1 protein-coding gene is annotated in these 255 nt (G+C 63.5%); it reads right to left on the reverse strand.

What is annotated here, in order from left to right; translation table 11 throughout:
• A partial coding sequence (locus PV407_RS16430; protein WP_332091004.1) for an Ig-like domain-containing protein occupies positions 1 to 255 on the reverse strand: 255 nt, incomplete at both ends.

Here is a 255-nt window from a genome sequence, read left to right on the forward strand (position 1 = left end):
TGATCGTGACTTTCGTCGTGATCGTACCGCCCCGGCCGTCGCTCACCGTTACCGTGAAGCTGTCCGGGCCGACATAGCCCGGGTTCGGCACATACGTCCACGTCCCGTCCGGGTTCACCGTAACCGTGCCGTGCTGCGGGTCGCTTCCTTTCGTATACGTCAGCGGATCGCCGTCCGGATCCGTGCCGTACACGCTTCCCGTTACCGACGTATCTTTCGGTGTCGTTACGCTCACATCCCGCGCGGTCGGCGGTT

It is taken from the genome of Paenibacillus sp. GYB003 (assembly GCF_036577625.1).
In the GTDB taxonomy this organism is placed as follows: Bacteria; Bacillota; Bacilli; order Paenibacillales; family NBRC-103111; genus Paenibacillus_AB.